Source organism: Pseudoalteromonas sp. (assembly GCF_018402495.1).
GTDB lineage: Bacteria > Pseudomonadota > Gammaproteobacteria > Enterobacterales > Alteromonadaceae > Pseudoalteromonas.
The window spans coordinates 54,194-80,556 of sequence record NZ_JAGYIU010000005.1 but is presented as its reverse complement, the minus strand read 5'-3'; the positions used below and the strand labels follow the sequence as shown (position 1 = coordinate 80,556).

Sequence of the window (26,363 nt, the reverse complement as noted above, 5' to 3'; positions counted from 1 at the left end):
GCATAAAATGACAAACAATACTCAAAACGCCACGCTCGTTGTTAGCTTAATGGACTTAACCAGTTTAAACACTGATGATAGTCAAGCCAGTATTAACGCATTAGTAAACAGTATAAACCCCAAGCTAGGCACGCCTGCTGCGCTTTGTGTGTTTAGTGAATTTGTTGATGACGCTAAAATAGCACTTGCTAATCGCTTATTGAGCCATGTAAAGGTGGCCACCGTAACTAACTTTCCCTCTGGTGATGCGCCACTCAATGAAGTACTCAATGAAACCCTGATAGCCATAGAGCGGGGGGCCGATGAAATTGACCTAGTTATTCCTTATAAAGCGCTTTTAAAAGGTGAAGCAGATACCGTGCTGGAATACGTGAGTGAAAGTAAAAAGGTATGTGGCAGCCATGCTAAACTTAAAGTGATTATTGAAACTGGCGAGCTAAAAACGCCAGTACTTATTACCCAAGCAACTGAACTGGCCATAAAGGGCGGCGCTGATTTTGTAAAAACCAGTACAGGAAAAGTAGCAGTAAATGCCACGCTTGAAGCAACTGAAATAATGCTTAAAACCATCAAAAAATCATCAAAGCGAGTTGGTTTTAAGGCTGCTGGTGGAGTCAAGACCGCAGTAGATGCAAATGCTTATTTGCAACTAGCAACTGAGATTATGGGGCATGATTATTTAGCACCAGAAACATTTAGGTTTGGCGCTTCATCGCTGTTAAATGACGTTTATAAGGTGTTGAATGAAGCGCAGCAGTGATGCCGAAAAACAACAGTTAGAGCACGATGCGGCCAAGTTGTTTTTGCGATGTTATGAACAGCAAACGGGAATTCATATGCGCCATATTTGGCACAATGAACCGAACAGACCCGATGTAAGCTGTTATCAAGAAAATCAGCAACTTGATATAGAAGTGGCGCATTTATACGCCAGTGAAACCGAAGCCATGGCCGTGTTAGGCCGGCCGCTGTCGATACAAATGCAGCGTGATTTAGCCGACATGGCGCAGCAACCCAGCGAGCACAGGTTGCAATCAGCGTTGGGGCGCTTATTAAAACAAAAAGCGACGAAGCGTTATTATTCAAAACGTACCTGGTTGTTAATTCGTAACGCCAGTACTATTTGGCATAAGCGCGACTTTGAAGTAGCAATTAAAGAAGTATGTTTTCCAAGCACCCATCAATTTGAACAAATTTGGCTGTTATGTGACTTTTACCACGGTGAGTTATTACGAGTAGATTAAGGGGGCAAGCAATGTGGATTAATAAAACGCTTCTAAACGGATGAAAGTGACAGGATTAATCTGATTATTGGGCGTGTAAACCTATTAACCGCGAAGATTTTATCAGATGGGTATCTTTACTCTTGTGTTAATGAATTGCGTAAGTATAATAGGCATCCACTTTGCAGGGGCGTAGTTCCAATTGGTAGAACAGCGGTCTCCAAAACCGACGGTTGGGAGTTCGAATCTCTCCGCCCCTGCCAATTTTTTACAAAGTGAGTAAAGTCTAGAATTAAAAATCGGTTTAAGTAAGCTTGTTTTTAAGTTTAGATTTTAATGGATTAACCCTGTCGATGTGCAGGGTTGTTGTGTCTGTAGTTAAGGTAATAATATTATGAGCACGAATGTAGAAACACCATCAAGTGCGATGGACTCGGTAAAGTGGCTTGTAGCAATTGCGCTACTTGCAGGCGCAGTAGTTGGTAATTATATGTACGCAGATCAGTCTGTGTTATTACGTGCTATTGGTGTTGTTGTTGCCGTTGCTGCTGGCTTAGGTCTTGCTGCAATAACAGAAAAAGGGCGTACCTTCCTTGCTTTCGCTAAAGAGGCCCGTATCGAAGTACGTAAAGTTGTTTGGCCAACGCGTCAAGAAACAACACATACGACATTAATTGTAATGGTTGCAACAGTGATTATGGCACTTATCCTTTGGGGATTAGATGGCATTTTATTCCGCGCTGTAGGCTTTTTAACTGGATTGGAGATCTGATCCCATGTCGGATGAGAATAACGAAAAGAAGCTACGTTGGTACGTAGTACAAGCTTTCTCAGGTTATGAGAAGCGTGTTGCTCAAACATTAATTGAGCACATTAAAATCAAAGGTCTAGAAGATAGCTTTGGTGAAGTATTAGTTCCAACTGAAGAAGTGGTTGAGATGCGCGCGGGTCAAAAGCGTAAATCTGAGCGTAAATTCTTCCCAGGGTATGTACTGGTACAAATGGATATGAACGATGCTAGCTGGCACTTAGTAAATAGCACTGAACGTGTTATGGGCTTTATTGGTGGTACATCAGACCGTCCTGCACCTATTAGTACTAAAGAAGCTGATCGTATTCTTAACCGTCTACAAGAAAACGCAGAGGCACCTAAACCTGCAACATTATTTGAACCAGGTGAAGTGGTTCGTGTTACTGATGGTCCATTTGCAGACTTTAGTGGTGTAGTTGAAGAAGTTGACTACGAAAAGAGCCGCGTAAAAGTATCGGTACTTATTTTTGGTCGTTCTACGCCAGTTGAACTTGAATTTGGTCAAGTTGAGCAAGATAAGTAATTGATTTAAAGCATTGTGCTAAAAGTTTCTGAATTTTTGGCATGAAGCTTGAAAAAGGCCGCTGATTAACTTATAATCAGCGGCCTTTTTGTATTCAGGGAAAACGTTTGTTTATCTGTTTACTAAAAAGTGAGAAACCAATTTTTAAACTGGGAAGCCGCTAGAGTACGCGTCCTCGCGCGCACAAGGCTAAGACCCACCTAATGAGGTATTTATAATGGCTAAGAAAGTTGAAGCTCTAATCAAGCTACAAGTTGCTGCTGGTATGGCTAACCCTAGTCCACCAGTAGGTCCAGCACTAGGTCAACACGGTGTAAACATCATGGAATTCTGTAAAGCGTTCAACGCACGTACAGAGTCTATCGAAAAAGGCGCTCCAGTTCCTGTAGTGATCTCTGTTTACGGCGACCGTTCATTTACGTTCGACATGAAAACGCCACCGGCTGCTTACTTACTTAAGAAAGCTGCAGGTATCAAATCTGGTTCAGGCCGTCCTAACACTGAAAAAGTAGGCACAGTAACTCGTGCTCAACTTGAAGAAATCGTTGAGACAAAGAAACCAGACCTTACAGCTTCTGATTTAGAAGCTGCGGTTCGCACTATCGCAGGTTCTGCGCGTGCGATGGGCTTGAACGTAGAGGACTAAGATAATGGCTAAATTAACTAAACGTATGCGTACTATCCGCGAAAAAGTGGAAGCGACTAAAGATTACGAAATTAACGAAGCAGTGGCTCTTTTAAAAGAGTTAGCGACAGCTAAATTCGTAGAAAGTGTTGACGTTGCTGTTAACCTTGGTATCGATGCGCGTAAATCTGATCAAAACGTTCGTGGTGCAACTGTACTACCTAACGGTACTGGTCGTGACGTTCGTGTTGCTGTATTCACTCAAGGCGCTAATGCAGAAGCTGCAAAAGAAGCCGGTGCTGAATTAGTAGGCATGGAAGATCTTGCTGAGCTAGTTAAAAAAGGCGAGATGAATTTTGACGTTGTTGTTGCATCACCAGACGCTATGCGTGTTGTTGGTCAACTAGGTCAAATCTTAGGCCCACGTGGTCTAATGCCAAACCCTAAAACAGGTACTGTTACACCTAACGTTGCAGAAGCTGTTAAAAATGCGAAAGCAGGTCAAGTGCGTTACCGCAATGACAAAAATGGTATCATCCATACTACGATTGGTAAGGTTGATTTCACTGCTGAGCAGTTACAACAAAACCTTGAAGCTCTAATTGTTGCACTTAAGAAGGCTAAACCTTCTCAAGCTAAAGGTGTTTACTTGAAGAAAGTAACTATCTCTACAACAATGGGCGCAGGTGTTTCTGTTGACCAAAGCACTTTAAGCACAGTTGTTGCTTAATTGAGTGTTTACATGGCGTGAAATTTGTACTATAATTTTGCGCCATTTTGTTGATTAATTTAGTTAATCACAAAGTAAAGAATTCGGGTTGAAGTCCATAATTTCGAAACGCCGTTGGGCAACGCGATAAATTGGGCTTCCGTCCAAGACCGTAGGCGGCTTCGGCCTTAATATTACCTACGTAGACGGTGTGAATCCCCAGATAGATTTTTTCCTAATCTTCTGGCTCTCGCCGTAAAAAGCATCTCCATCTTTATTGGTGGGGAAGAGTAAAACAGGGAAGCCGATAAACGGTAACCCATTAAACCAGGAGTAACACCCATGGCTTTAAATCTTCAAGGCAAAAAAGCAATTGTTGCTGAAGTCAACGAAGCAGCCAATGGTGCTCTTTCTGCAGTTATTGCAGATTCTCGTGGTGTAACAGTTGGTGCAATCACTGCCCTTCGTAAAGAAGCTCGTGCAAATGGTGTTTGGATGAAAGTTGTCCGTAACACTTTAGCAAAACGTGCTTTTGAAGGTACAGAGTTTGAGTGCCTTTCTGACTCATTAGTTGGTCCAAGCTTAATCGCTTTCTCATCAGAGCACCCAGGTGCTGCTGCGCGTATCTTCTCAGATTTCGCGAAAAAGAATGAGCATTTCGAACTTAAGATGGCCGCTTTTGAAGGTAATGTAGTAGATGCAGCTATGCTTGCAACTCTACCTACATACGACGAAGCTGTTGCACGCTTAATGAGCGCTATGAAAGAAGCGTCTGCTGGCAAATTGTGTAAAACAATTGAAGCAGTACGTGTACAGAAAGAAGAGCAAGCTGCTTAATTTTAAGTTGTTTGGCCCCTTTCGGTGTAAATTTATTTGGACCTTAGAGTCCGTTAATTATTAGGAAATTTGTAATGTCTGTAACTAAAGACCAAATCCTTGACGCAATTGCTGAAATGTCAGTAATGGACGTTGTTGCTCTAGTTGAAGCAATGGAAGAGAAATTCGGCGTAACTGCAGCTGCTGCTGTAGTAGCAGGCCCTGCTGCTGAAGCTGCTGAAGAGAAAACAGAATTTGACGTAATTCTTACTGGCGCTGGCGCTAATAAAGTTGCGGCAATCAAAGCTGTACGTGGCGCAACAGGTCTTGGCTTAAAAGAAGCTAAAGCGTTAGTTGAAGCTGCTCCAACTCCAGTTAAAGAAGGTATTTCTAAGGAAGAAGCTGAAGCTCTTGCTAAAGAACTTACTGAAGCTGGTGCTGAAGTTGAGGTTAAGTAATCTAGCTTTTGCTAGGTTCGCTGCCTGAGAAATCAGGCAAGGGCTGGTGATTATTTAATCACCGGCCTTTTTGCGCTATAGAGCGACTATTCTTATAGCGCAAATAAAATCTGATTTATTCTTTAATTTCAACGCTTTATAGTTTGCTAGTGTTGAGGTGGGATTAAGTCGGAACAACAGTTAAATGTTGTACATCTTGGCATAGATGCCAGTTAAGTCTGTTCTTACAAGAACAGGTCGGGTCAAAGATCAGCAAGCTGAGGAACCCCATGGCTTACTCTTATTCTGAAAAGAAACGTATCCGTAAGGATTTTGGTAAACGTCCACAAGTTTTGGATATACCTTTCTTACTGTCGACGCAGTTAGAATCGTTTAAAAAATTCTTAGTCCCGGACGCTGATGGCGATCATGGTTTGGAAGCTGCCTTCCGTTCTGTGTTCCCAATTAAAAGCTACTCGGGAAATTCTGAGCTTCAATACGTAAGTTATCGTATTGGTGAGCCAGTATTCGATGTAAAAGAATGTCAAATTCGCGGTGTGACTTATTCTGCTCCACTTCGCGTGAAACTGCGTCTTGTAGTAATGGACAAAGAAGCTCCAGGCACAGTTAAAGACATTAAAGAGCAAGAAGTTTACATGGGCGAAATTCCGCTCATGACCGATACCGGTACTTTTGTAATCAATGGTACAGAGCGTGTTATCGTTTCTCAGCTACACCGTAGCCCTGGTGTATTCTTTGATAACGACCGCGGTAAAACTCACTCGTCAGGTAAAGTGCTTTATAACGCACGTGTAATTCCTTACCGTGGTTCATGGTTAGACTTCGAATTTGATGCAAAAGATAACTTATATGTACGTATTGACCGTCGTCGTAAATTACCGGCGTCTATTATCTTACGTGCACTTGAGTACACGAGTGAAGAAATCCTAGATATCTTCTTCGATACCACTGCGTTTGAAATTACGGACGGTAAAGTTCTTATGGAACTTGTGCCTTCACGTTTACGCGGTGAAACTGCCGCTTTTGATATCAAGAGCGAAGACGGTGAAGTCCTTGTTGAAAGCGGTCGTCGTGTTACGGCTCGTCACATCAAGAGTATTGAGAAAAAAGGCGTTAATCAATTAGAAGTACCACATGAGTACATCATTGGCCGCGTATTAGCGAAGAACTATGTTGATGAATCAACAGGTGAAATCATTGCTAATGCAAATGACGAGCTAACGCTTGAAATGATGGCTGAATTGGTTAAAGCAGGTCACACTAAAATTGATACGTTATATATCAATGAAGTGGACAGCGGCGCTTACATGTCAAATACATTAAATATTGACTCGTCAAGCAACCGTTTAGAAGCCCTAGTAGAAATTTATCGCATGATGCGCCCAGGCGAGCCACCGACGAAAGACGCGGCTGAAGCCTTATTTGAGAACTTATTCTTCTCAGAAGAACGCTATGACTTATCAACAGTAGGTCGTATGAAGTTCAATAGCCGTGTTGGTTATGATACAGACACAGGCCCTGGCACATTAAGCAAAGAAGACATCGTAGCGGTTATGAAAGTATTGATTGCTATTCGTAACGGTGTGGGCGATGTTGATGATATAGACCACTTAGGCAACCGTCGTATACGTAGTGTTGGCGAAATGGCTGAGAACCAATTCCGTGTAGGTTTAGTACGTGTTGAACGTGCTGTACGTGAGCGTTTAAGCTTAGGTGACCTTGATGCGGTAATGCCACAAGATCTAATTAACGCTAAGCCTATTTCGGCAGCGGTTAAAGAGTTCTTCGGCTCGTCTCAGTTATCACAGTTTATGGACCAAAATAACCCGCTATCAGAAGTAACGCATAAGCGTCGTATTTCTGCATTAGGTCCGGGCGGTCTAACGCGTGAACGCGCTGGCTTTGAAGTACGTGACGTTCACGTAACTCACTACGGTCGTGTATGTCCTATCGAGACGCCTGAGGGTCCAAACATCGGTCTAATTAACTCATTGTCTACGTATGCACGTACCAATGACTACGGTTTCTTAGAAACACCTTACCGCAAAGTGGTAGACGGTGTTGTAACTGATGAAGTTGATTACCTATCAGCCATTGAAGAAGGTCAGTTTGTTATCGCACAGGCAAACTCAAACCTAACTGAAACCAATGAGTTTGTAGATGAACTTATTCCATGTCGTCACAAAGGTGAGTCAACCTTTATGGGTCGCATGGACCAACAATATATGGATGTATCACCACAACAGGTGATCTCTGTAGCGGCTGCACTTATCCCGTTCCTAGAACACGATGATGCTAACCGTGCATTGATGGGTTCAAACATGCAACGTCAAGCAGTACCAACATTGAAAGCGGATAAACCGTTAGTAGGGACAGGTATTGAATTAACACTAGCGAAAGACTCTGGTGTAACCATTGTTGCTAAACGTGGTGGTGAAGTAATGTATGCCGACGCAAGTCGCATCGTTGTTAATGTACATGAAGAAGAACGCATCCCTGGTGAAGCGGGCATCGATATCTACAACTTAACCAAGTACACACGTTCTAACCAAAATACATGTATTAACCAAAAACCGACTTGTATGGTTGGTGAACCGGTTACTCGTGGCGATGTGTTAGCAGATGGTCCTTCAACTGACTTAGGTGACTTAGCCCTTGGTCAAAACCTTCGCGTGGCATTCATGCCATGGAACGGTTACAACTTCGAGGATTCAATCTTACTATCAGAGCGCGTAGTTGAAGAAGATCGTCTAACGACTATCCATATTCAAGAACTACAGTGTATCGCCCGTGATACTAAATTAGGCTCAGAAGAGATCACAGCAGATATCCCGAACGTGGGTGAGTCTGCACTAGGCAAGCTTGATGAATCAGGCGTTGTATATATTGGTGCTGAAGTTAAAGGCGGCGATATCCTAGTAGGTAAAGTGACTCCGAAAGGCGAAACGCAATTAACACCAGAAGAAAAGTTACTACGTGCTATCTTCGGTGAAAAAGCGTCTGACGTTAAAGACAGCTCTTTACGTGTACCAAACTCTGTAACAGGTACTGTAATCGACGTACAAGTTTTCACCCGTGATGGTGTTGAGAAAGATAAACGTGCGTTAGAAGTTGAAGACATGCAGCTTCGCGAAGCGAAGAAAGACTTCAACGAAGAGTTCCGTATTCTAGAAGCCGGTGTTTTAGACCGTGCTCGCAAGTTACTTGTGGCAGCTGGCTTCGATGAAGACAACTTAGCGTCACTGAATGCTGAAAAGTTACTAACTCAAAGCCTTGCTGAAGAAGACAAGCAAGCTGAACTTGAGCAACTAGCTGCACAGTACGATGAGCTGAAAGCTGAATACGATAAGAAGTTTGAAAATAAACGTCGTAAAATTACCCAAGGTGATGACTTAGCACCAGGCGTACTTAAGATTGTTAAAGTATACCTAGCTGTTAAACGTCGTATCCAACCGGGTGATAAAATGGCGGGTCGTCACGGTAACAAAGGTGTTATCTCGACTATCGTACCAGTAGAAGATATGCCATACGATGACAAAGGTCGCACGGTTGATATCGTACTAAATCCACTAGGTGTACCATCGCGAATGAACATCGGTCAGATCCTTGAAACACATATGGGTCTAGCTGCACGTGGTATTGGTGAGCGCTTAGAAGAAATGATGAAAGAGCAACGTGAGCTTCATGAGCTACGTGCATTCATCAAACAAGCTTACGAGATCGGTGAATCTCGTCAGGTTGTGGATATTGCTAGTTTCTCTGATGACGAGATTCGTCGTTTAGCTGAAAACTTGAAAGGTGGTTTACCGATTGCTACTCCTGCATTTGATGGCGCGAAAGAAGACGAAATCAAAGACATGCTAGAGCTAGGCGGCTACCCTAGAAGTGGTCAGGTTACACTTTATGATGGCCGTACTGGCGATCAGTTTGAACGTCAAGTAACTGTAGGTTACATGTACATGCTTAAACTTAACCACTTGGTTGACGATAAGATGCACGCGCGTTCTACTGGTTCTTACAGCCTTGTTACTCAGCAGCCGCTGGGTGGTAAAGCACAGTTCGGTGGCCAGCGTTTTGGTGAGATGGAAGTATGGGCACTTGAAGCTTACGGTGCTGCTTACACGCTACAAGAAATGCTAACAGTGAAATCGGATGACGTGAACGGTCGTACTAAGATGTATAAAAACATCGTTGATGGTAACCATAAAATGGAACCAGGTATGCCAGAATCGTTCAACGTATTGCTCAAAGAAATCCGCTCACTGGGTATCAACATCGAGTTGGAAGAAAATTAAGCCAATGAGATGCTGCAGTTAATGCTGCAGCATCTGTTATGGCTGAATAGAATGTAGGGACGAGAACATCCGTCCTCAAGATTAACTCCGACAGGAGAGCTAAGGTGAAAGACTTACTTAAGTTTCTGAAGCAACAAAATAAGACCGAAGAATTCGATGCAATTCGCATTGGTCTTGCTTCACCAGACATGGTTCGTTCATGGTCATACGGTGAAGTAAAGAAACCTGAGACTATTAACTACCGTACTTTCAAGCCTGAGCGCGATGGCTTATTCTGTGCCCGTATTTTCGGCCCAGTGAAAGATTATGAGTGTTTATGTGGTAAATATAAACGCCTTAAACACCGTGGTGTGATCTGCGAAAAGTGTGGCGTTGAAGTAACACTCACTAAAGTGCGTCGTGACCGTATGGGTCATATAGAACTGGCAAGTCCAGTTGCGCATATATGGTTTTTAAAATCATTACCATCACGTATCGGCTTAATGCTTGATATGACACTTCGTGATATTGAACGTGTTCTTTACTTCGAATCATTCGTAGTAACTGAGCCTGGTATGACAACGCTTGAGCGTGGTCAGCTATTAGGTGAAGAAGAATACCTAGATGCACTTGAAGAGCACGGTGATGAATTTGAAGCGAAGATGGGTGCTGAAGCAGTATTAGACTTACTGCGTGAACTCGATCTTGCGCAATTAATTGCAGAAATGCGTGAAGAGTTACCAACAATTAACTCTGAAACTAAGCGTAAAAAGATCACTAAACGTCTTAAGTTAATGGAATCGTTCCACCAATCAGGAAATAACCCTGAGTGGATGATTATGACAGTACTTCCAGTATTGCCACCTGACTTACGTCCATTAGTACCACTAGACGGTGGTCGCTTTGCAACATCTGATCTAAATGACCTTTACCGTCGTGTTATTAACCGTAATAACCGTCTTAAGCGTCTACTAGATTTAGCTGCACCAGATATTATCGTACGCAACGAAAAACGTATGTTACAAGAAGCGGTTGATGCGCTACTTGATAACGGTCGTCGTGGTCGTGCAATTACAGGTTCTAACAAACGTCCACTTAAATCGCTTGCTGATATGATCAAAGGTAAGCAAGGTCGTTTCCGTCAGAACTTACTTGGTAAGCGTGTAGATTACTCTGGCCGTTCTGTAATCACGGTTGGTCCTACACTTAAGCTTCATCAGTGTGGTCTTCCTAAAAAGATGGCATTAGAGCTTTTCAAACCATTCATCTATGGCAAATTAGAGCGTCGCGGCATGGCTACGACAATCAAAGCTGCTAAAAAGATGGTTGAGCGTGAAGTAGCGGAAGTATGGGATGTGCTAGACGAAGTAATTCGTGAGCATCCAGTATTACTTAACCGTGCACCAACACTTCACCGTTTGGGTATCCAAGCGTTTGAACCTGTGCTTATCGAAGGTAAAGCAATTCATTTGCATCCATTAGTATGTGCGGCGTACAACGCCGACTTCGATGGTGACCAAATGGCGGTACACGTACCGTTAACAATTGAAGCGCAGCTTGAAGCTCGTGCGTTAATGATGTCGACAAACAACATCTTATCGCCTGCTAATGGTGAGCCAATCATCGTTCCTTCACAGGACGTTGTATTAGGTCTTTATTACATGACGCGTGACCGTATTAACGCCAAAGGCGAAGGCGCCGTATTTAAAGATCCTAAAGAAGCAGAAAAAGCATACCGTAGTGGTAATGCCGACCTTCACGCTATCGTGAAAGTACGTATTAGCCAATCAGTTAAAAACGAAGAAGGTGTTGTTGAAGACACTGTAACCGTAATTGATACCACTGTTGGTCGTGCGATTCTGTCTTTAATTTTACCAAAAGGCATGCCGTATGAGTCAATCAACCAAGCCCTAGGTAAAAAGCAGATTTCTGGCTTAATTAATGAGTGTTACCGTCGTCTTGGTCTAAAAGACACTGTTATGTTTGCTGACCAAATCATGTACACCGGTTTCCACTATGCAATGAAGTCAGGTGTTTCAATTGGTATTGATGACTTAGTTATCCCACCAGTTAAAGCATCAATCATTGAATCAGCTGAAGCTGAAGTAACTGAAATCAACCAACAATTCCAATCAGGTCTTGTAACGGCTGGTGAAAAGTACAACAAAGTTATCGATATCTGGTCACGTGTAAATGAAAACTTATCACGTGAAATGATGGCCAACTTGTCAAAAGACACGGTTATCAATGCCAAAGGTGAAGAAGTAGAGCAACCGTCATTTAACTCAGTGTTTATGATGGCTGACTCAGGTGCTCGTGGTAGTGCCGCTCAGATCCGTCAGCTAGCCGGTATGCGTGGTCTAATGGCACGTCCAGATGGTTCAATCATCGAGACGCCAATCACCGCTAACTTCCGTGAAGGTCTAAACGTACTTCAGTACTTCATCTCAACGCACGGTGCGCGTAAAGGTCTTGCTGATACAGCACTGAAAACAGCGAACTCAGGTTACCTAACGCGTCGTCTAGTAGACGTTGCACAAGATTTGGTAATCAATGAAGACGATTGTGGCACAGAAGATGGCTTAACAATGAAACCACTAATTGAAGGTGGTGACGTTGTAGAAGCACTTCGCGAACGTGTACTAGGTCGTGTTGTTGCTGAAGATGTGGTAATTCCAGGTACTAATACCGTACTTGTTGAACGTAACATCATGCTTGATGAAAAACTGTGTGACCTTTTAGAAGAGCACTCAGTAGATGAAGTGCGTGTACGTTCAGTTATCACCTGTGATAACGACTTTGGTGTGTGTGCTAAGTGTTATGGTCGTGACCTTGCACGTGGACATATCATCAACGCGGGTGAATCAGTAGGTGTTATTGCAGCACAGTCAATCGGTGAGCCGGGTACACAGCTTACGATGCGTACCTTCCACATCGGTGGTGCGGCATCAAGAGCGTCTGCTGAAAATAATGTACAAGTTAAAACAAACGGTACATTAAAACTTCACAACGCTAAATATGTATTAAATACAGACGGTAAGATTGTTATTACCTCTCGTTCTACCGAGATCACTATCATTGATAGCTATGGTCGTGAGAAAGAGCGTTATAAAGTACCTTACGGTGCGGTATTAACAGTGCAAGACAATGCAGAAGTTCAAGGTAACGACATCGTTGCTACTTGGGACCCGCATAGTCACCCAATCGTTCTTGAGCATAAATCAAAAGTATCGTTCAGCGATATCGATGATTCAAACACTGAAGCACAGACTGACGAACTAACGGGTTTAACTCGTGTAGTTGTTAAAGATCTTGCTAAAGCGAATGCCAAAGAGCCAAAGCTTATCATTGAAAGTGATGAGCGTGGCTTGCAAGAAACGCGTCTTCCTTCATTCACTACGATTGAAGTAACAGACGGCGCGACTGCAAACCCAGGTGACGTACTAGCACGTATTCCGCAAGAAGGTTCGAAAACTCGTGATATCACGGGTGGTCTACCACGCGTAGCCGACTTATTTGAAGCACGTAAGCCGAAAGATCCAGCTATCTTAGCTGAAATCACCGGTACGATTAGCTTCGGTAAAGAGACTAAAGGTAAGAAACGTTTAGTTATTACACCAGCTGAAGGCGATCATTACGAAGAAATGATTCCTAAGTGGCGTCAACTTAACGTGTTTGAAGGTGAACAAGTGTCTAAAGGTGAAGTTATCGCCGATGGTCCAGAATCACCACACGACATCTTACGCCTACGTGGTGTGACTCATGTTGCTAATTACATTGTTAACGAAGTGCAAGAGGTTTACCGTTTGCAGGGCGTTAAGATCAATGATAAGCACATTGAAACGATTATTCGTCAAATGCTACGTAAATGTATCATTCTAGACGGTGGTGATACTGAGTTCTTAGCCGGTGAGCAAATTGAAGTGGCACGCGTTAATATCGCAAACCGCGACCTTGAAGCTCAAGGTAAGATCCCAGCTAAGTTTGAAATCCAGTTAATGGGTATCACAAAAGCATCACTAGCGACAGAATCTTTCATCTCAGCAGCCTCGTTCCAGGAGACAACTCGTGTCCTAACAGAAGCCGCTGTAAATGGTAAGAGCGATGAACTACGCGGTCTGAAAGAAAACGTAATTGTGGGTCGATTGATCCCAGCCGGTACCGGTTTTGCGTATCATCAAGAGCGTATGGCTCGTCGTAAGCAAAAAGACGTTGTTGAAGAGCAAACGGTAAGTGCAGAAGAGGCAACTCAAGCACTAACTGATGCTTTAAACGCGGATTTGTCTGGAAATCAATAAACCTAATCTAATCAATGGATTAGAGTTTCGCAAGGCAGTTATCTACTGCCTTGTGAGCGGTTTAGGTTGACAGGTCAATCTTTGCTCATTAAAATTCCGCCACCCATTTACTTGCACGTTTAAAACATGCTGGTAAAACAAGGGCGGATTTTTTATTTTTTTCAGTAGTAATTTTAATTTCAGGAGCTATTTAAATGGCAACTATTAACCAGCTAGTGCGTAAGCCACGTCGTAGCAAGGTTACTAAAAGTAACTCAGCTGCGCTTAAAGCGTGTCCGCAAAAGCGTGGTGTATGTACTCGCGTATATACAACTACACCTAAGAAACCAAACTCGGCGTTACGTAAAGTAGCTCGTGTACGTTTAACTAACGGTTTCGAAGTAACTTCATACATCGGTGGTGAAGGTCATAACCTTCAAGAGCACAGTGTAATCCTAATCCGTGGTGGTCGTGTTAAAGATTTACCAGGTGTGCGTTTTCACACTGTACGTGGTGCACTTGACTGTGCAGGCGTTAGCGACCGTCGTCAAGCTCGTTCTAAATACGGTGCAAAACGCCCTAAAGGCTAATTGTTTTCCGTTAGTAAGGCCAAGCACTAAATATTATTAATTATTGTTTTGGGTGATTGTTCCAAAAGGACAAACCTGAATAAACCGGAGATACAAAATGCCTAGAAGACGCGTAATAGGTCAACGTAAAATTCTTCCAGATCCTAAGTTCGGATCGGAACTTCTTGCTAAATTCGTTAACATCGTAATGTTAGACGGCAAGAAATCTACTGCTGAAAAAATCGTTTATGGTGCGCTAGACGTGGCTGCTGAGAAATCAGGCAAGTCGCACCTAGAAATTTTTGAAACTGCACTTGATAACATCCGTCCACAGGTAGAGGTTAAATCTCGCCGTGTTGGTGGTTCAACTTATCAAGTACCAGTTGAAGTACGTCCAGTACGTCGCAACGCATTAGGTATGCGTTGGTTAGTAGACGCTGCACGTAAGCGTGGCGAAAAATCTATGGGCTTACGTTTAGCTCAAGAAATCGTTGACGCTGCTGACAACAAAGGCACTGCGGTTAAGAAACGTGAAGACGTTCACCGTATGGCTGAAGCGAATAAAGCATTCGCTCATTACCGTTGGTAATCTGTCCTTAACCTTTAAGAGGATTTTATGGCACGTACAACTCCACTTGAGCGTTACCGCAATATCGGTATTTGTGCTCACGTAGATGCAGGCAAAACCACCACAACAGAACGTGTTCTGTTCTACACAGGTCTTTCTCATAAGATCGGTGAAGTACATGATGGCGCCGCAACTATGGATTGGATGGAGCAGGAACAAGAGCGTGGTATCACAATCACTTCTGCTGCAACAACGTGTTTCTGGAAAGGGATGGACGCGCAATTTGACGACCATCGCATCAATATTATTGATACCCCAGGACACGTAGATTTCACTATCGAAGTAGAGCGTTCTTTGCGTGTACTAGATGGTGCGGTAGTTGTTCTTTGTGCTTCATCGGGTGTACAGCCGCAAACTGAGACCGTTTGGCGTCAAGCGAACAAATACGAAGTTCCGAGAATGATCTTCGTAAATAAAATGGATCGCACGGGCGCTGACTTCTTAACGGTTGTAAGCCAGGTGAAATCTCGTCTTGGAGCAACGCCTGTTCCAGTCCAGCTGCCAATTGGCGCTGAAGACGACTTTAAAGGTGTTATTGACCTTATTAAAATGAAAGCTATTAACTGGAATGATGAAGACCAGGGTATGACTTTCTCTTATGAGGCAATACCGGCAGAACTTCAGGATTTAGCTGAAGAATGGCGCTCTCATTTAGTTGAAAGCGCTGCTGAAGCCTCTGAAGAACTAATGGATAAATACTTAGAAGGTGAAGAGTTAAGCGAAGCAGAAATTAAAAATGCTTTGCGTCAACGCACATTAGCGAACGAAATTGTTCCCATGACCTGTGGTAGTGCATTTAAAAACAAAGGCGTTCAAGCTGTGCTTGATTGCGTTGTTGAATATATGCCATCACCCACACAAGTGAAACAAATCCAAGGTATCCTCGAAGATGGTACCGAGGAAGAGCGTCCTGCTGATGATAAAGCGCCGTTTGCTGCACTTGCATTTAAGATTGCAACAGACCCGTTTGTTGGCACCTTGACCTTTTTCCGTGTTTACTCTGGTACTGTTAAACAGGGTGATGCGGTATATAACCCAGTAAAAAGTAAGCGTGAGCGTCTTGGTCGTATCGTTCAGATGCATTCAAACTCACGTGAAGAGATCAAAGAAGTCCACGCAGGCGACATCGCGGCGGCTATTGGTCTCAAAGACGTAACAACAGGTGAGACACTGTGTGATCCGAATTCTATTATTACGCTTGAGCGTATGGAGTTCCCTGAACCAGTTATCTCTGTTGCGGTTGAGCCTCGCACAATCGCTGACCAGGATAAAATGGGTATCGCGCTAGGTAAACTAGCGGCAGAGGACCCGTCTTTCCGCGTACAAACTGACGAAGAGTCAGGCCAGACGATTATCTCTGGCATGGGTGAGCTTCACCTTGATATCATTGTCGACCGTATGAAACGTGAATTCAGTGTTGAATGTAACGTTGGTAAGCCGCAGGTTGCATACCGAGAAGCTATTCGTTCAACTGTTGAAGTTGAAGGGAAGTTTATACGTCAATCAGGTGGTCGTGGTCAATATGGTCACGTCTGGCTTAAACTTGAACCGATGGATATTTCGGATGATGAAGCCCCAATTTACGAGTTCGTTAACGAAACCGTAGGCGGCTCAGTACCGAAAGAATACATCCCTGCGGTAGACAAAGGTATCCAAGAGCAAATGGCTCAAGGTGTTCTGGCAGGCTACCCATTACTTGGCGTTAAAGCGACTTTATTTGATGGTTCATTCCATGATGTAGATTCGAATGAAATGGCATTTAAAATAGCAGGTTCACTGGCTATGAGACAAGGTGCGCTTGATGCAAACCCTGCACTTTTAGAGCCAGTAATGAAGGTTGAGGTACTCACTCCTGAAGCAAACATGGGTGATGTAGTTGGCGACCTAAACCGTCGTCGCGGCATGATCGAAGGCATGGAAGATGCACTTGGTGGCCTTAAGCAAATTAATGCGCAGGTTCCATTATCTGAAATGTTTGGTTATGCGACTGCTTTACGATCTGCAACTCAAGGCCGTGCCTCATACTCTATGGAGTTTTTGAAGTACGCTGAAGCCTCAAAACAGGTTGCAGATACAATAATTTCAGCTCGCGCTGTTATATGATTTTAGCTTGTCTGGCTCAATACTGAGTCAGGCTTTAATTTCTTTATTAGGAATTTTTTAAGATGGCAAAAGAAAAGTTTGAACGCGTAAAACCGCACGTAAACGTAGGTACAATCGGCCACGTTGACCACGGTAAAACTACACTAACTGCAGCAATCACTAACGTACTTGCAAAAGTATACGGCGGTGTTGCTAAAGATTTCGCATCAATCGATAACGCTCCAGAAGAGCGCGAGCGTGGTATCACAATCTCAACTTCACACGTTGAGTACGATACACCAACTCGTCACTACGCACACGTAGATTGTCCTGGACACGCCGATTATGTTAAAAACATGATCACTGGTGCTGCTCAAATGGACGGCGCTATCTTAGTAGTTGCTGCGACTGACGGCCCTATGCCACAAACGCGTGAGCACATCCTACTTTCTCGCCAAGTTGGCGTTCCTTACATCGTTGTGTTCATGAACAAATGTGACATGGTTGATGACGAAGAGCTACTTGAGCTAGTAGAAATGGAAGTTCGTGAACTTCTTTCTGAATACGACTTCCCAGGTGATGACTTACCACTAATTCAAGGTTCTGCACTTAAAGCACTTGAAGGCGAAGAGCAATGGGAAGCTAAAATCGTAGAGCTTGCAGAAGCACTAGATACATACATCCCAGAGCCAGAGCGTGACATCGATAAGCCATTCATCATGCCTATCGAAGACGTTTTCTCAATCCAAGGTCGTGGTACTGTTGTAACTGGCCGTGTTGAAGCTGGTATCATCAACGTGAACGACGAAGTTGAAATCGTTGGTATCAAAGAGACAACTAAGTCTACTTGTACTGGTGTAGAGATGTTCCGTAAGCTACTTGACGAAGGTCGTGCTGGTGAGAACATTGGTGCACTTTTACGTGGTACTAAGCGTGAAGACGTTGAACGTGGTCAAGTACTAGCTAAGCCTGGTTCAATCAAGCCACACACTACATTCACTTCAGAAGTATACGTACTTTCGAAAGATGAAGGTGGTCGTCATACTCCATTCTTCAAAGGTTACCGTCCACAGTTCTACTTCCGTACAACTGACGTAACAGGTGACGTACAGTTACCAGAAGGCGTAGAAATGGTAATGCCTGGTGATAACGTTAAGATGACAGTAACGCTAATCGCGCCAATCGCGATGGACGAAGGTCTTCGTTTCGCTATCCGTGAAGGTGGCCGTACTGTAGGTGCTGGTGTTGTAGCAACTATCGTAGAGTAATAATTAGCCTAGCTAATTAATACGAAAAAACCCGAGCTTAGTCTCGGGTTTTTTAATGCCTATAATTTGTGTCATGTGAAGGTGGCGCTCTTACCTTAGGGGTAGGTGCTTTGTAGCAACTATTGTAGGTAAGCATCTAGTAAAGTGCATCTGTCAGTAACTAATTAAAATTATTAAACTATTTCCGAATTTTAACGAGGAGATAGTCATGAAAAAAACACGTAGCCTGAGCAGTGGCGCAGTATTATTGAAGAACAACAAGCCAGCGATTTAACTATTACTGAGTTTTGCCCGCAACAGCCATTCCAAAAAGCATCGCAACGCCCAGCTTGTTGAGCCAAATAATCATGTATAAATATACCAGTTTGGTTTACCACTTTATCGCCAAGAAACCATGTTAGGCGATATTGGTATTGAGTTGAGCAGACAAACCATGTCGAGCTGGATGTTGCGCTGCGCAGACCTGTTGTTCCCTTTGTATCAACGCTTAAAAGACGTGTTGCTATCTCAACCGGTTATTCACGGCGATGAAACCCCGTTAAACGTCATTAATGCAGATAAAGCAACCAGCTATATGTGGCTGTATTGTTGCGGCGATGATAAACCAGGTAAAGGCACCAATATTGTCCTGTTTGATTACCATAACAGTCGCGCAGGCCAATGTGCGGTTGATTTCCTTGATGGTTACGAAGGCTACATGCACGTTGACGGCTACAAGGCATACGAGCAAACGAAAGCAACACTCGTCGCATGTCTAGCGCATATACGCCGTAAATTCATCAAGGCTAAAGGCAATAATAAAAAAACAGTTAAAGCGGATGTAGCACTAAACCTTATTCGCAAGCTCTACGGTATTGAGCAAGCCATCAAAGGAAAAGCGGCCGATGAAAAATTCAAGATTAGGCAGAGAAAAGCCAAACCAATCGTTGATGAATTGTATCAATGGTTACTCAAGCATAAAGATAAAATCCCACCAAAAATGGCGTTAGGTGAAGCAATTACCTATGCGATAAATCAGTTTGAGAAATTCAGGCGTTACCTAGAGGATGGTAGGCTCAGCATTGATAACAACCGCGCAGAGCGAGCAATAAAACCGTTCGTAATAGGGCGAAAAAACTGGTTGTTCTCAAATACTAGTAATGGCGCACATGCCAGCGTATACTCTATAGTCTTGTTGAAACTGCAAAGGCAAATGACCTTGTAGTGCATGACTATATTTCAAAGTGCTTGCAACATATTGCAGATCAGTCAAGCAACCTTGAGCCGCTGTTATCCCGGAACATTAAACAAAACTAGGTGTCGTTAGCTAGACGTTTACAAAGCAAAGCTTAAATATCGTTATCTATACGCCTACCATGAAGGTGCGAGGTAAAACGCATCAAGTTTTAGGTAGCTATCAAAAGTTTAAAAATTGATTATGCTTGTGCGTAGTTTGATCTATTACCTAACCAACGGTGAATAAGTGGGTCTATATGCTGAGGATATTGCTTAAGCATTTGTTGTGCGATGGGTCTTACTTGATTGAGTGTTTGTTTATCGCGGGTTAAATCAGCAATTTTGAATTCGGCTAAACCGGTTTGTTTAGTTCCAAGAACTTCGCCTGGGCCGCGTATCTCTAAATCACGTTCTGCTATAACAAAGCCATCGTTACTATCGCGCAGTACTCCTAATCGCTTCTGTGCAGTATGAGAAAGTGGTGCATGATATAAAAGAACGCAATGCGATGCGGTTGCTCCACGTCCTACACGACCTCGTAATTGGTGAAGTTGTGCTAACCCCAAACGCTCTGGATTTTCAATAATAATTAGGCTCGCATTGGGGACATCAACACCGACCTCGATCACGGTTGTTGCGACAAGTACATGAATGTTTCCCGCTTTAAACTCATTCATAATGGCTTGCTTTTCAGTGGCTTTCATTCGCCCATGAACTAAACCAATATTAAGTTCAGGTAAGGCTTCTTTTAATTGTAAAGCACTGTCTTGCGCTGCTTGGCATTGTAATACTTCAGACTCGTCTATCAGAGTACATACCCAGTAAACTTGTCTACCTTGTTCGTTACAGGCAAGTCTCACTCGAGTAATTATGTCATCTCGGCGGGTATCAGGAATAGCAACGGTAGTTATAGGCGTTCGCCCTGGAGGTAATTCGTCGATCACTGAGGTTTCTAAATCTGCATAAGCAGTCATCGCGAGCGTACGTGGTATAGGTGTTGCTGTCATTACTAGTTGATGTGGGTAACAATCACCAAAACGCCCTTTTTCACGCAGTGATAAACGTTGATGCACTCCAAAACGATGTTGTTCATCAATGATGATAAGTACAAGGTTGTTAAATTTTACTTCATCTTGAAATAACGCATGAGTACCCACAATCATCTGCGCTTCACCAGAGGCGATTATTGCAAGCGTATTAATGCGCTCTTTTCCTTTTGTTTTACCGCCTAGCCAAGCAACCGTTATTCCAAGGCTTTCAAACCAGCTGGAAAAGTTGATTCCGTGTTGCTCTGATAATATCTCTGTTGGCGCCATTAATGCGACCTGATAGCCTTGCGCTATCGCAGTTAAAGCGCTCAGGGCTGCGACTAATGTTTTACCAGAGCCAACATCGCCTTGTACGAGTCGCATCATGGGGTAGGCGTGTTGCATGTCTGTTTTAATTTCTGATACTACACGGCTTTGTGCATTGGTTGGCGCAAAGGGTAATTGTGCTAGAAATTGCGCTTCTAATGGATTAGTGGGCTCAAGAGCAATAGCTTTAACTTGTTGTCCTTGCTCTCTTACTTTTAATAGGCTGAGATTTTGAGCCAACAACTCTTCAAAAACGAGCCGTTGTTGGGCTGGGTGAGCCCCTTGTTCAAGTGCAATGATATCAACATCATTAGGGGGGCGATGCAGTAGTAATAGTGCATCACTTAATGCTAGTTGCGATGGTTGCCATTGTTGAGGGAGCAACTCTTCTACTGAATACTTTTTGAGTAATTCTATTGCCTGTTCACTCAGCGCCCTTATGGAAAGTTGTTTTAACCCCTCGGTTGTTGAATAGACTGGCGTGAGTGTTGACTTGGTAGGTTGCTGTTCAAAAGTGTCGCTAATACTGTATTCTGGGTGACTCATTTCAAAGCCAACACGTCCGCGACGTATTTCGCCAAAACAGCGAATTATTTTACCCGCGCTAAATGCGTTTTTTTGTGCTGCGGTAAAATTAAAAAATCGCAGTGTTAATCGGCCTGTGCCGTCGTTTATTTGGCAAACCAGCATGCGCCTTTTACCAAAGGTAATTTGGCTGGTTTCAATAGTTGCTTGAACCGTTACATGGCTGTGGGGCGTAAGCTCGCTAATAGAATAAATATGCGTTCTGTCTTCATACCTTAGCGGTAAATGAAAAAGCATATCTTGCACTGTGGTAATACCTAGCTTGAAAAGTCGCTCTGCCATTTTAGGGCCAACGCCTTTAAGCTCTGTGATTGGGTATTGGCTTAAGCTAGGTTTAGACAAAATAGGCTCAATTATTGTTATTTAATGGGTTAAGTGTACTGGTACACTGTATATGCATCAAGTATGTTTTAATGCCTGCCAAAATTGTTCATCGGCGATAATATTGCCGTTTTCATCGAGTGCGGGATAAGGTAAGTTCTTTTGCTTACACTGCCTTGCAATAATTGGGTGGCAGCCTTCAAAATACATTGGGTGTTTTATTTTTTCACTTAGCATATCTCTATTATATAATCCTGCAAGCTCACGTTGGCGTTGCGCTTCGAATAGGATTAATGCTGCAGCAACAGATACATTTAACGATTGCACCATGCCTTGCATGGGGATAATTATATTTTGATCTGCATATTCAAGCGCTTTTTCTGAGATCCCCGTTTTTTCTTGTCCGACAATAATGGCGGTAGGTTTGGTGTAATCAATTTCTCTAAAATCGACAGCATCTTCACTTAAATGAGTTGCTAAAATTTGTACGTCAGGGTTATGAGCACGGATGCTGGCAGCGGCATCATCTATATTTCTATGAAGATGTGTTTTTAACCAATTTTTACTGCCACCTGAGGTGTTATTGGTTAGCCACTTTTGCTTTTCTGGCCAGACGGCGTGCACATGATGGCAGCCAACGGCATCAGCCGTTCTGACAATAGCAGATAAGTTATGGTGTTTATGTACGTCTTCTAAACACACGGTAAGATCGGTTTGACGACGTGAAAGTACACTTTCTATTCTTTGGTAACGAGTTTGCTGCATGAGAGTCCTCTTTTTCGGCAAAGTATACGAGATTTTTCACCTTAAGGCACCACTGTTCGGCTAATCGGGTTTTGTAATGAGATTAGGGTTTCGGTTGACTGAATCGCTTCGATTGCTTGTATTTTATTGATCAACACATCTTGCAAGTGGTCGATAGAGCGAGTCATTACTTTAATAAAAATGCTGTAATTACCGGTGGTGTAATAGGCTTCAACAACTTCTTCTAATGACTCAAGCTTAATTAGGGTTTGTGGGTAGTCCCGCGCATTGTTTAAATTAATGCCAATAAAACAACATACATCGTAGCCAAGTCGTTTGGTGTTAATGGTTAATTGAGTGCCTGTAATGATCCCCGCTTGTTTCATTTTCTCAATTCGTACATGAATTGTCCCCGCGCTGACACTAAAGCGTTTTGCTAATTCAGCATAAGGTGTGCGCGCATTATCCATTAATGCATGCAGGATCTGTTTGTCGAGATTATCGATTTGATAATTTTCCATAATTTTAGCTACTTCTAATTATTGTATTTAATGTTTTTATACCATTTTTTTAGTGGTTTTAATATATTAAAGCTATTTTTGTTGTTGGTTATTGAATTAAATCGTTTAATTGTTACGATAACTTCATTGGGGCGTGATTGCAGCGCTCAGTTCAAATACAATAACTGGGAATGAGGCCAATTATTATGAGTTCACACTATGTGCAGCAGCAGCAACAAATAAGTAAAGTTAAACAGTTCTTTTCACAGCAATTAGAGCAAAAATTGGGCTTAATTGAAGTACAAGCGCCTATTTTAGCTAAGGTAGGTGACGGTACTCAGGATAATTTAAGTGGGCACGAGAACGCAGTAGCTGTAAATATTAAAGCGATTGCAGATAGCCGATATGAAGTGGTGCATTCGTTAGCTAAGTGGAAGCGTAAAACTTTGGGTGAATATGGCTTTTTACAAGGTGAAGGGATTTACACGCAAATGAAAGCGTTACGACCTGATGAGGATTCACTCAGTCCAATTCATTCTGTTTATGTTGATCAGTGGGACTGGGAACAAGTTATTTGTGAAAACACGCAGCGCTCCTTATCTACTCTTAAGCAAACAGTTAAAACTATTTATCAAGGGATTAAAGCCACTGAGAAATATGTGGCTGATAGCTTTGGATTAACGCCATTCTTGCCTGCTGATATTACTTTTATACACAGTGAAGCATTGCGCAGAATGTACCCTGATTTTAATGCTAAGCAGCGTGAAAAGGCGATTGCCCAAGAATATGGCGCAGTATTTTTAATTGGTATTGGTGGGGTTTTAGGCGATGGCAAAATTCACGATGTGAGAGCGCCAGATTACGATGATTGGTCAACCCCAACATGCGAACAGTACATGGGATTAAATGGTGATATTTTAGTTTGGAACCCTGTTCTTAAAGACGCTTTTGAAATCTCATCAATGGGGATCCGTGTTAGCCCCGAAGTTCTGCAGGCTCAGTTAGAAATTACCGCGGACGAAGATCGTTTAGCGTTTGACTGGCATAAAGCATTGCTAGAACGTAAATTTCCACAAACAATTGGTGGTGGTATTGGTCAATCTCGTTTGGCTATGCTGTTACTACAAAAACAACATATAGGGCAGGTACAGGTAGGTGTGTGGCCAGCGCAAACTTATGAAGATATAGATGGTTTACTTTAAAAGGGGTGCTGTTACTGACAGCACCCTTACAATTAGGTTTTAAATTCTATTTCTATTTTATTATTTTCTAACTTAACATGGCTCGGTGGAAAATTACGAGTCGTTCTGAGCAGTTTGTTGAAAATATGGATTTCCACACCAGAGTGCAATACGTTATTAACAGTTAAAGCGGCTTCATTAAGCAAGGTATTTAGTGTTTGTTCTAAACGAGTTACTTGCTTTTCTAGTTGCTCTGCTTGCTGACTATGATGCAGTTGTGCAGTTCCAATTTTGTTGCGAAGTTCGTTTTTTTTATCTGCATCGGTCATTAAATCTGTTTTTTCTAACGCCATTTGTAAGCTATCAAACTGTTCATTAGTGGCGGTTAGCTTACTAAAGTACTTATCAATATCTTTGGTTATTTGAGCCGCTGAGGCGGCCAAATTAATGATCATTTTTGCACCCGATTCATTGCCAATCTCTCCAGCAATTAATTTGGTAGCATCTAAAACTTTACCCCCAAATAGTTTGCCTTGCGGTAAATCTGATTGGCCAATTTGTATTTTATTTTTTGCTTTCATTAAGCTGTGGCTGGCCTGACGATCAAGCAGTATATTATTAGCTTCAATATAGCAATATTGAGAATGTGAGGCATGCATGTCACCAGCACAAATTATCTTGCAAGATAGTGATTTATCCTCAGGCTTTTGATGCCCAATAACCCCTTGTTTTACGGTTATATCGCCACCTGCGGTTAATTCGCCAGATTCAACAGTACCTAGAACTGTAATATCGCCAGTTGCGTTAACTCGCATCCCCGGCTCAATATTTTTACTGACTATTACACTGCCTTCAAAATCTACATGGCCAGTTTTTACCGAGACATCAGTAATAGTAAATATATCATCTACACGCATACCGTTATTTATTTCAACCGGTACACCAGCAATAGTAGAGAGTAGCTCCATTGGATTAGTTTTTGATATTTCAGTACCTTCTCCGGCTATTAAGGCATGAACTTCACCGGGTTTTGCAGGTAATACATCGCCGACTACATTAAATCCTTCTTGACCAGGCGTTGCTGGTTGCTGCTGTATCAGTAACTCGCCAGGTTTTACGCTTGCTAGCTTACCAAAATCACGCATATCAACGCTGCCATCTTCTTTTAACTTTGGCGCTTTAAGGCAATCTTTTAAGGTTTCAACCATAGCTTTAAATCGAGTTGGTTTACCGTCAGTAGGTAGGCGCCCCTTTGCGAGTGGGCCACTCACTACAGAGCCAGGTGGAAGTTCAAATTGTTTTTGTAAAAGTTGCTCTAAAAATGCTTTTTTATAGCCTCGAGCAACATGAGCTTTAACTAACTCTTTTTTTGCTTCATCAAAACTTAACGGCTTTCCACCTTTAGCTAAAGTAAGCGTGCCAGTTGCAAGCATTTTGTCATCACTGAGCTCAACACTTAAAGTTGCATCACGGCGTGTTGCAACAATCAGAATACGTTCAGGTGTTGCACTTTTGAAATAGTTATTTATGGCATCATGATTGATTTCACACTCGCTATAAGGCGACTGTTCAATGGCTTCAATGATAAAAGCAGCACTGGCGGGTGCAAATTCACTCGTATCGAGTAATACATTGCCATTGTGAGCAAGCTTAAACACAAATTATCCTTTTCTACTACTAAAGTAAGGTTTAATTAAATAGAATCATTACAGAGTGCTAGAATTTTAGTTCTTAGTCAACAATTCCTCAAAATATAGCTATAGATTGGAATAAAAGCTATGAGCGGGACTCATAGCTTATAAATATTAGTTTGTTGAAGGAAGCTCCATAATGCCATCTATTTCCACTTGCACACCTTTAGGCAGTGCGCGAACGCCAATTGCAGCACGAGCAGGATAAGGTTGTTTGAAGTACTGGCTCATTACGTCGTTTACAATGGCAAAATTTGACAGATCAGTAAGATAAATATTTACTTTTACTAAGTCTTGAATCGTACCACCTGCTTCTTCACATACCGCACAAATATTTTTAAATACCTGATGCGTTTGTTCGCTAAAGTCTTCAGATATAACCTCCATTGTTTGTGGTACAAGTGGAATTTGTCCAGATAAATAAACGGCTGTCCCCACTTTTACTGCTTGGCTGTATGTACCAATCGCTGCAGGTGCTTTATCAGTTGATATAAATGCTTTATTCATG

The 26,363-nt window shown here is 42.6% G+C and carries 22 protein-coding genes and 1 tRNA gene; 18 read left to right on the top strand and 5 right to left on the bottom strand.

Features of this window, described 5'->3' with window-relative positions; genetic code table 11:
- Window positions 1–7 precede the first annotated feature (7 nt).
- The 17 genes from deoC (at window position 8) to KG708_RS17725 (ending at window position 19,559) form a co-directional block, all read left to right on the top strand.
- On the top strand, window positions 8–760 hold the full coding sequence (gene deoC / locus KG708_RS15435) for a deoxyribose-phosphate aldolase (RefSeq protein WP_213611242.1): 753 nt from the start codon (window positions 8–10) through the stop codon (window positions 758–760).
- Complete coding sequence (locus KG708_RS15430) at window positions 744–1,244, top strand: hypothetical protein (RefSeq protein ID WP_213611239.1); 501 nt, start codon at window positions 744–746, stop codon at window positions 1,242–1,244. The genes deoC and KG708_RS15430 overlap by 17 nt, the downstream gene beginning before the upstream one ends.
- Window positions 1,245–1,409: 165 nt before the next feature.
- Window positions 1,410–1,486, top strand: a tRNA-Trp gene (locus KG708_RS15425).
- Window positions 1,487–1,617: 131 nt separating this feature from the next.
- The gene (gene secE, locus KG708_RS15420; RefSeq protein WP_213611238.1) at window positions 1,618–1,995 is read left to right on the top strand and encodes a preprotein translocase subunit SecE; all 378 of its coding nucleotides are present in this window, start codon (window positions 1,618–1,620) and stop codon (window positions 1,993–1,995) included.
- Window positions 1,996–1,999: 4 nt separating this feature from the next.
- On the top strand, window positions 2,000–2,557 hold the full coding sequence (gene nusG, locus KG708_RS15415) for a transcription termination/antitermination protein NusG (RefSeq protein WP_213611236.1): 558 nt from the start codon (window positions 2,000–2,002) through the stop codon (window positions 2,555–2,557).
- Between the two features lie 217 nt (window positions 2,558–2,774).
- Window positions 2,775–3,203: a 50S ribosomal protein L11 gene (rplK, locus tag KG708_RS15410; protein WP_008108462.1), complete on the top strand. Its 429-nt coding sequence runs from the start codon at window positions 2,775–2,777 to the stop codon at window positions 3,201–3,203.
- Between the two features lie 4 nt (window positions 3,204–3,207).
- Window positions 3,208–3,912, top strand: a complete 705-nt coding sequence (gene rplA, locus KG708_RS15405) for a 50S ribosomal protein L1 (RefSeq protein ID WP_213611234.1) — start codon at window positions 3,208–3,210, stop codon at window positions 3,910–3,912.
- Between the two features lie 321 nt (window positions 3,913–4,233).
- Window positions 4,234–4,728 (top strand): 50S ribosomal protein L10, encoded by a 495-nt coding sequence (gene rplJ, locus KG708_RS15400; RefSeq protein ID WP_213611233.1) that lies wholly within the window; start codon window positions 4,234–4,236, stop codon window positions 4,726–4,728.
- A 74-nt stretch (window positions 4,729–4,802) separates the two neighbouring features.
- Complete coding sequence (gene rplL, locus KG708_RS15395) at window positions 4,803–5,165, top strand: 50S ribosomal protein L7/L12 (protein WP_076922660.1); 363 nt, start codon at window positions 4,803–4,805, stop codon at window positions 5,163–5,165.
- 269 nt (window positions 5,166–5,434) lie between these two features.
- Entirely contained in the window at window positions 5,435–9,460 is a 4,026-nt protein-coding gene (rpoB, locus tag KG708_RS15390) for a DNA-directed RNA polymerase subunit beta (protein WP_213611232.1), read from the top strand.
- A 104-nt stretch (window positions 9,461–9,564) separates the two neighbouring features.
- On the top strand, window positions 9,565–13,737 hold the full coding sequence (gene rpoC, locus KG708_RS15385) for a DNA-directed RNA polymerase subunit beta' (protein ID WP_213611231.1): 4,173 nt from the start codon (window positions 9,565–9,567) through the stop codon (window positions 13,735–13,737).
- 194 nt (window positions 13,738–13,931) lie between these two features.
- Window positions 13,932–14,306, top strand: a complete 375-nt coding sequence (rpsL, locus tag KG708_RS15380) for a 30S ribosomal protein S12 (RefSeq protein WP_002958885.1) — start codon at window positions 13,932–13,934, stop codon at window positions 14,304–14,306.
- Between the two features lie 97 nt (window positions 14,307–14,403).
- Window positions 14,404–14,874, top strand: a complete 471-nt coding sequence (rpsG, locus tag KG708_RS15375; RefSeq protein ID WP_010392135.1) for a 30S ribosomal protein S7 — start codon at window positions 14,404–14,406, stop codon at window positions 14,872–14,874.
- Window positions 14,875–14,901: 27 nt separating this feature from the next.
- Window positions 14,902–17,016, top strand: a complete 2,115-nt coding sequence (gene fusA / locus KG708_RS15370) for an elongation factor G (protein ID WP_213611230.1) — start codon at window positions 14,902–14,904, stop codon at window positions 17,014–17,016.
- 62 nt (window positions 17,017–17,078) lie between these two features.
- Window positions 17,079–18,263, top strand: a complete 1,185-nt coding sequence (gene tuf, locus KG708_RS15365) for an elongation factor Tu (RefSeq protein ID WP_013463851.1) — start codon at window positions 17,079–17,081, stop codon at window positions 18,261–18,263.
- Between the two features lie 394 nt (window positions 18,264–18,657).
- Window positions 18,658–19,467: an IS66 family transposase gene (locus KG708_RS15360; protein ID WP_301003463.1), complete on the top strand. Its 810-nt coding sequence runs from the start codon at window positions 18,658–18,660 to the stop codon at window positions 19,465–19,467.
- A complete protein-coding gene (locus KG708_RS17725) occupies window positions 19,467–19,559 on the top strand; it encodes a hypothetical protein (protein WP_366513625.1) in 93 nt (30 codons plus the stop codon). Before KG708_RS15360 ends, KG708_RS17725 begins: the two co-directional genes overlap by 1 nt.
- A 119-nt stretch (window positions 19,560–19,678) precedes the next feature.
- On the opposite strand, the gene recG is transcribed toward KG708_RS17725, so the two are convergent.
- From recG to asnC, 3 genes are read right to left on the bottom strand one after another with little or no spacing between them, the layout of a single operon-like run.
- Window positions 19,679–21,760 carry an ATP-dependent DNA helicase RecG gene (gene recG, locus KG708_RS15355; RefSeq protein WP_213611229.1) on the bottom strand — a complete coding sequence of 694 codons (2,082 nt, stop codon included), beginning with the start codon at window positions 21,758–21,760 and terminating at the stop codon, window positions 19,679–19,681.
- 57 nt (window positions 21,761–21,817) lie between these two features.
- Entirely contained in the window at window positions 21,818–22,504 is a 687-nt protein-coding gene (gene trmH, locus KG708_RS15350) for a tRNA (guanosine(18)-2'-O)-methyltransferase TrmH (protein WP_213611228.1), read from the bottom strand.
- Between the two features lie 41 nt (window positions 22,505–22,545).
- The gene (gene asnC / locus KG708_RS15345) at window positions 22,546–23,004 is read right to left on the bottom strand and encodes a transcriptional regulator AsnC (RefSeq protein ID WP_213611226.1); all 459 of its coding nucleotides are present in this window, start codon (window positions 23,002–23,004) and stop codon (window positions 22,546–22,548) included.
- A gap of 185 nt (window positions 23,005–23,189) precedes the next feature.
- Between asnC and asnA the strand changes: the two genes are divergently transcribed.
- Window positions 23,190–24,185 (top strand): aspartate--ammonia ligase, encoded by a 996-nt coding sequence (gene asnA / locus KG708_RS15340; RefSeq protein WP_213611224.1) that lies wholly within the window; start codon window positions 23,190–23,192, stop codon window positions 24,183–24,185.
- Between the two features lie 32 nt (window positions 24,186–24,217).
- Here the strand turns inward: asnA and KG708_RS15335 are convergent, their stop codons facing one another.
- Both KG708_RS15335 and KG708_RS15330 read right to left on the bottom strand, forming a co-directional pair.
- Window positions 24,218–25,822 carry a FapA family protein gene (locus KG708_RS15335; protein WP_213611222.1) on the bottom strand — a complete coding sequence of 535 codons (1,605 nt, stop codon included), beginning with the start codon at window positions 25,820–25,822 and terminating at the stop codon, window positions 24,218–24,220.
- 147 nt (window positions 25,823–25,969) lie between these two features.
- A complete protein-coding gene (locus KG708_RS15330) occupies window positions 25,970–26,362 on the bottom strand; it encodes a RidA family protein (RefSeq protein WP_213611220.1) in 393 nt (130 codons plus the stop codon).
- Window position 26,363: the final 1 nt, after the last annotated feature.

Bases quoted from the DNA above. Each gene is read 5' to 3' on its own strand.
- rplJ (WP_213611233.1), top strand. From the start codon at position 4,234: ATGGCTTTAAATCTTCAAGGCAAAAAAGCAATTGTTGCTGAAGTCAAC.
- asnA (WP_213611224.1), top strand. From the start codon at position 23,190: ATGAGTTCACACTATGTGCAGCAGCAGCAACAAATAAGTAAAGTTAAA.
- deoC (WP_213611242.1), top strand. From the start codon at position 8: ATGACAAACAATACTCAAAACGCCACGCTCGTTGTTAGCTTAATGGAC.
- fusA (WP_213611230.1), top strand. From the start codon at position 14,902: ATGGCACGTACAACTCCACTTGAGCGTTACCGCAATATCGGTATTTGT.
- KG708_RS15430 (WP_213611239.1), top strand. From the start codon at position 744: ATGAAGCGCAGCAGTGATGCCGAAAAACAACAGTTAGAGCACGATGCG.
- asnC (WP_213611226.1), bottom strand. From the start codon at position 23,004: ATGGAAAATTATCAAATCGATAATCTCGACAAACAGATCCTGCATGCA.
- rplK (WP_008108462.1), top strand. From the start codon at position 2,775: ATGGCTAAGAAAGTTGAAGCTCTAATCAAGCTACAAGTTGCTGCTGGT.
- nusG (WP_213611236.1), top strand. From the start codon at position 2,000: ATGTCGGATGAGAATAACGAAAAGAAGCTACGTTGGTACGTAGTACAA.
- rplL (WP_076922660.1), top strand. From the start codon at position 4,803: ATGTCTGTAACTAAAGACCAAATCCTTGACGCAATTGCTGAAATGTCA.
- rpsL (WP_002958885.1), top strand. From the start codon at position 13,932: ATGGCAACTATTAACCAGCTAGTGCGTAAGCCACGTCGTAGCAAGGTT.
- secE (WP_213611238.1), top strand. From the start codon at position 1,618: ATGAGCACGAATGTAGAAACACCATCAAGTGCGATGGACTCGGTAAAG.
- rpsG (WP_010392135.1), top strand. From the start codon at position 14,404: ATGCCTAGAAGACGCGTAATAGGTCAACGTAAAATTCTTCCAGATCCT.
- trmH (WP_213611228.1), bottom strand. From the start codon at position 22,504: ATGCAGCAAACTCGTTACCAAAGAATAGAAAGTGTACTTTCACGTCGT.
- KG708_RS15360 (WP_301003463.1), top strand. From the start codon at position 18,658: ATGTTAGGCGATATTGGTATTGAGTTGAGCAGACAAACCATGTCGAGC.
- tuf (WP_013463851.1), top strand. From the start codon at position 17,079: ATGGCAAAAGAAAAGTTTGAACGCGTAAAACCGCACGTAAACGTAGGT.
- rpoB (WP_213611232.1), top strand. From the start codon at position 5,435: ATGGCTTACTCTTATTCTGAAAAGAAACGTATCCGTAAGGATTTTGGT.
- rplA (WP_213611234.1), top strand. From the start codon at position 3,208: ATGGCTAAATTAACTAAACGTATGCGTACTATCCGCGAAAAAGTGGAA.
- KG708_RS15330 (WP_213611220.1), bottom strand. From the start codon at position 26,362: ATGAATAAAGCATTTATATCAACTGATAAAGCACCTGCAGCGATTGGT.